General features: G+C 68.2%; 4 protein-coding genes and 1 pseudogene. 1 reads left to right on the top strand and 4 read right to left on the bottom strand.

Features of this window, described 5'->3' with window-relative positions; all coding sequences use genetic code 11:
* From NBW84_RS12540 to NBW84_RS12525, 4 genes and pseudogenes are all read right to left on the bottom strand, one after another.
* Positions 1-314, bottom strand: a pseudogene (locus NBW84_RS12540) (trypsin-like peptidase domain-containing protein); the annotation flags it as partial.
* Between the two features lie 50 nt (positions 315-364).
* A complete protein-coding gene (locus NBW84_RS12535; RefSeq protein ID WP_250284757.1) occupies positions 365-691 on the bottom strand; it encodes a CU044_2847 family protein in 327 nt (108 codons plus the stop codon).
* Positions 692-1,008: 317 nt separating this feature from the next.
* A complete protein-coding gene (locus NBW84_RS12530; protein WP_250284754.1) occupies positions 1,009-1,359 on the bottom strand; it encodes an ATP-binding protein in 351 nt (116 codons plus the stop codon).
* Positions 1,356-1,598, bottom strand: a complete 243-nt coding sequence (locus tag NBW84_RS12525) for a toll/interleukin-1 receptor domain-containing protein (RefSeq protein ID WP_250284752.1) — start codon at positions 1,596-1,598, stop codon at positions 1,356-1,358. Before NBW84_RS12525 ends, NBW84_RS12530 begins: the two co-directional genes overlap by 4 nt.
* Positions 1,599-3,995: 2,397 nt before the next feature.
* On the opposite strand from NBW84_RS12525, the gene NBW84_RS12520 reads away from it, so the two are divergent.
* Complete coding sequence (locus tag NBW84_RS12520) at positions 3,996-4,559, top strand: hypothetical protein (RefSeq protein ID WP_250284750.1); 564 nt, start codon at positions 3,996-3,998, stop codon at positions 4,557-4,559.
* The last annotated feature ends 356 nt before the right edge of the window (positions 4,560-4,915 follow it).

Genomic DNA, 4,915 nt, shown 5'->3' with positions numbered 1-4,915 from the left:
AACATTGTCACACCGAGCGGCGGAACACGGCTTTCCAGGAGTGCTGGACGAGCGGCGGTGGGCGCTGCTCCGCTCAGTCTCAGCCCGGCGATATCTCCCCCGAAGGAGCCTTGCGGAGGAGGCGGAACCCACGCTTCCACTGTTGCCTCTCGCAGTGACGCGCCGTCCAGTTGGGGAAAGTCGAGAAGTAAAACATCGTCAGGCTTCTTCTGTTCCCGCTGTGACCTGCCGAGAGCGGTATTGACCACGTGGGCGCAGGTCATGATTTCATGTTCGCCTACGAGCACACCGACCCCCGCCGCTTTTTTCGTCATTCCTTGGCGGATCCGGACGACGCACCCACTCCGCGGATCAACCGACTCGGTCATGCAGTGCTTTCACCGCCACGCCACGTCATTGAGACGGTGAAGTTGACCTCAGCCGTACCCTTCGCGATGATCAGCCCTGTTTCGCCGCCGACGTTCACCCCGAACTCGACGGTGAACTCGTCCGGTGCGATGTCGCGGAGACCCTGCCAGATGGACCGTACTGCTGGAGCCAGATCCGCAAGCGAGGATTCCAGCGCACGCCGCGCACGGGCCGCCACCGTACCCGGATCGTCAGAGGCCAGTTGAAGTTCGCCCGGGACCTCCCGCCGGTCCACCTCGACCAGCACCATGCCGCCGCTTTCCAGCGGCACCTCCATCAACATCCAGATCCCCCGCTCATCCGTCCGATCACCAGGCCGGTCGGCCGACCATGACGGCCGTTGCCCGTGCCACGCGGTCATCATCTCTCAGAGCATCACCGTAGATGTCAGCACATGGACGCAAACAGAAGCGTCGACGGTGTCAATCATCGGCTGTGAGCATGTTCCGCGGTCAGCCTCACCGGCCAGCCGAGTCCGTTCCAGGACGGCCGCGTGCACGACCAACGGAGACGAGCAGCAGGCACGCCGTCGGGCAGGCCGAGCGCGACCCCGAGCGCCGCCACATGCCCGGCGACCAGCTCCGGGTCCTGCGCCGGCACCTACCACACCACATCGAACCCGCCGGCATGCCGGCGGGCGTACTCCACCGCCAGCGCGGTCTTGCCCACTCCACCAAGCCCGTGCAGCGCGCACACCGCGACCGCACCCGAGGCGGCCAGCTGCCGGTCGACCGCGGCCAGCAGATCGCCCCGGCCGACGAAGTGCGCCAGCCGGGGCGGCACGTTCCACACCCCGGGAAGCTCCGGGGGGAACGCCGGCCTCGCCGGAGCCGACGGGCCGCCGCCGGGAAAGCCCGGTTCCACCGGGGGTTTGGCCCGCTGCGCACCGGCGGCGGCCCGCAGCCGCCCGGCCGCGGTGGTCTGGTCGACCCCGAACAGGTCCACCGTCACGAGCTGGCCCAGCAGCCCCGGGCGGGGCAGTCCGCCACCCGGAACACCAGCAGCTTCCGGGCCCGACCCAGCGGATCAGACCGCCAGGCCGCCTGCCATTCCGCCGTCGCGTACGCCGATTCCAGGTAGGCCGTCGAGAGCACCGCCACCGTCCGCGCGGACGCCTGCGTCGCCTGGTGCATCGCTTCCACGAAACCAGCACCGGCCGTCACCTCTGGGGCGCCCGCTGGCACGGACATCCATGGACGTCCACAGACGATTACAAGCAAACTGCGAAGCGTCACATGGTCCCGGACCCGTCCGTAGCAACGGTGACCCCTGAAGCGGGCCGGCGAGGCGTTAGAGAGCGCCCGTGGGGAATACATGGGGACGAAAGGCACGGTAGTGGTCCGATGCGGGAGACTGCGCAGGTGAACGGCATGATCCCCGCAAAGGGAGCTTTCGATCTCTCTTTGGTGATCTTTTCTGGCGTTGTGCGTGGCTGGTTGTGCCCGGTGGCAAGCGGGCGTCAACCGCTATCTGTGGGAAGGCGCTATCGGGCCAGGCCCTGGAGCGGGAGTGATCCGGGGGCATCCGGGAAGGGATGCGTTCTGCCTCGTGGGTGGTGACGGCGGGTGACAGGCGACGTTGCCTGCCCCCTTGTAGGGCATTCTCCACTGTCTGCGCTGGTCGCGCGTGGGCTGTCGGCCGTTTTGACGTCCGCGACAGCATGCGGTAGTTGTTTTTCTATTGTGATTTTGAAGTGTGAGTGATGATTTTTATAGTGCGATAAGTGATGATGGCGCGCACCGGCTGTCCTGGCCGGGTGTTTTCGGCGGGTTGAAAAGATCACGAGCTTTGCGTTGAAAGATCGGGATCGTCGCACCGGCGAGTCGCTGCGTGTACGGCGTCATACGGCCGGTGGGTTGCGGCATCGTCTGGCCGGTGGGTCGTGGCGAGGACGTCGTCGAGGCGATCTACCGGGTGGCGTGGCCGGGGCTGCAGTCCTGCCCATGGGTGCCTGTCGGGATCCCTACAGGGGCGGCCGGGGGTGGCCGGGGGCGGCCGGGAGGGCGGGTCCCCAAATTTTATGATTCATAAAATTATTCTGTGATCAGAAACGCAGAGAAGTGAAGCGCGGCGGAGGGCGTGAAGTGGCTGCCTCTGGACGCTGTGTAGTTCCGTGCCAGCTTCGCTGGGTTGCAGTCGTCGACGCTGTGGTAGATGTCACCATAGTTCATTGATATGATCTTTACGAGTGTTCGACGGATGTTGTGGAGATCACATACTGCCGGGGTTCGGTGTCATTGGTGTAAGCCTGGCTCATTTTCCGCGGGAATAGCCTGGATGCCGCTGTGGGCACGGGATCCAGGCGGGCGCCGATCCGCCTGAACGATCATCGGACGTGTGTCCGCCGGTGCCCGGATGGCGCGGAAACAGCAGATGGTGGGCATGGCGGGCGTAGTGCGCCCGCCGGCGGCGAGAGCGTCGGCGTCCGCGCTGCCGATCTTGATGTTGCTGGATGGGGTGTCTCCGCCCGGTGGCGTGGCGCCTCCCGTGACGGCGCGAAACCGGCCATGGGCCTCCGCCTGGCGGATCATCGGACGGCGGCCGATGATTTTCTGTGGCCACCCCGGTCGAAACCATCGATTTCACGTGTTCCCGGGGCTTTCTTCCGCGAAACCGTGGCGGAACTCGCCGTCGGATTTTCTGGCGGTGCCGACAGCTTCAGAGAAACGGAGCCGTCGTCCTGGCCCGGCAGCCGCCGCCGGCGGCCGCGCCCGTATACAAAAATTTGCCGGCTGTCCGCAGTCCCATCAACTGCGCTGTTCCCGGCCCCGGCCGGCCCGAGCCGTTGGAGATATCCCTTTCGGGAACTTGCCGCTCCGCGGGAAGGGCGGTATAGGCGCCGGCCTGTCGCGGGTCGGGGCTGGCGGCCCTGCCGCGCCGGCGGGAGCGAGGCGTCCGTTCGGTGCGTGGCCGCCGGTCGCCTGGATCATGAAGTGGCGGCGGGCGGGCCTGCCGCGGGCGGCGGCGTCGAGACCCGCGGCAGACGTCGGATGTCGGCCGGCGGGCCAGGCTGAGCCCCGCCCGGCGCAGGCCGGGAAGTTGGGCTGCTGTGCGGCGATCGCGCAGGTAGGAGCAGGTAGGAGCAGGCAAAAGCAGGTGGATGACGGCCCGGGCAGGTGCGGGTGGGCGCGGGCGGACGGGGCGTGCGGGGCGGGGCCACGAGGCCCGGGCCCACCCGCCGATCCCTCACTGGAAGGAGTCGTTTCCTGCCTGCGCGTCCTTGTCACCGGATGCCTTGGATGCTCTTCGCCAGCCGGTCAGGAGGGCTGTTCGGCCGAGGAAGCGATCTCACCCGAAGAAATGATCGTGATGGACGCCTGCGTCGGCGGCGGATCCGGAGATCGACATTTTCGGCCGACCGCCTTGATCGCCGATTGTCGAGCCGGCGGTGCGGTGTCAAAGCTCTATCAGGTTGTCGGCCTAAGTGGTACGGTCGACATCCTTGGCACTCTGTCCATGCTCGCTCTGTCCGTGCTCACTCTGTCCATCCTATCGAGTAAGGATGCGCTCGCCGCTACCCCACGATGTTACGCTCCAGCTCTCACCATCGCCGACGCGATTCCCCGGTCGCGCCGATAATGCGACTCGTGGTTATTTCGGGGGCCGCCGCCTTCGTGGTCGGCGGGATGGGGTTCATTTCCTTGTCGGACACGACTGACACATCACCGGTCGTAGCGGGGCCGGTCGTGGCGGGCTCCGCGCCGTCCGGCGCCGCCGTCCGCCCGGACGCGGGCAGGGGGTCTGCCCACGTCGACGACCAGCTGTGGGCGTCGCCGTATCCGGGTCAGGCCTCCCCGTACGCGGTAGGCCCGACAGGTGTCCCGGGTGGTTCCACGGTCGCGGTCAGCGTGCTGACGCCGGGGCAGCCCCCGGAGGCCGGTGGTGGCGTCATCGCGCCGAGTCTGACGGCGGCCGAGCCCGCCGCCGCACCGGCCCAGGGCGGGCCCGCGCCCGCTCCCGCCGCGCCTCTCGCGGGCAAGCCCGCTTCCCCCGCGCCCGCCGCGCCCGCGCCGGCGGCGAACGCCCCTGCCGCGGCGTCCACCCCGAAGCCCGCTCCCACGCCGACGCAGCAGCAGGCCGCTCCGCGGCAGAACTCGTGCCCGAGCCTGCTCGGGCTCCTGCGGCTCTGTCTCAACGTGTCGCTGGGCTGATCCTCCGCCGTCCGGGCGGCTGACCCGGACGGCGGAGGATCGACGGGATCACGCTGCGTCCCTCGTGTTGATCATGAGGTCGCGACCGGGGTGGTACGGCCATGCGGGCCGGGTCACAGCCTGCCCGCATGGAAGATCTTTTTGCTTTGGGGCGCACACCCCGTGGGTATGCGGCGAGGCGTCCGGAGGCACCCACTTCGTGTTGACGGGCCGGACGGGCTGACCGCCCGGGCACGGGCGCCGCGGCCGCTGATCGGTGCCGCGGCCATCGGGCTCGCGGTGAAGTTCGCCGCGGACGCGTACCCGTGACGTCGTCCCACCGGTGGCGAGAGAACACCGACGGGGCCGGGCCCGGA

Source organism: Protofrankia sp. CiP1_Cm_nod2 (assembly GCF_920664355.1).
Lineage (GTDB): Bacteria > Actinomycetota > Actinomycetes > Frankiales > Frankiaceae > Protofrankia.
This window is presented reverse-complemented; position numbering and strand designations above follow the sequence as displayed.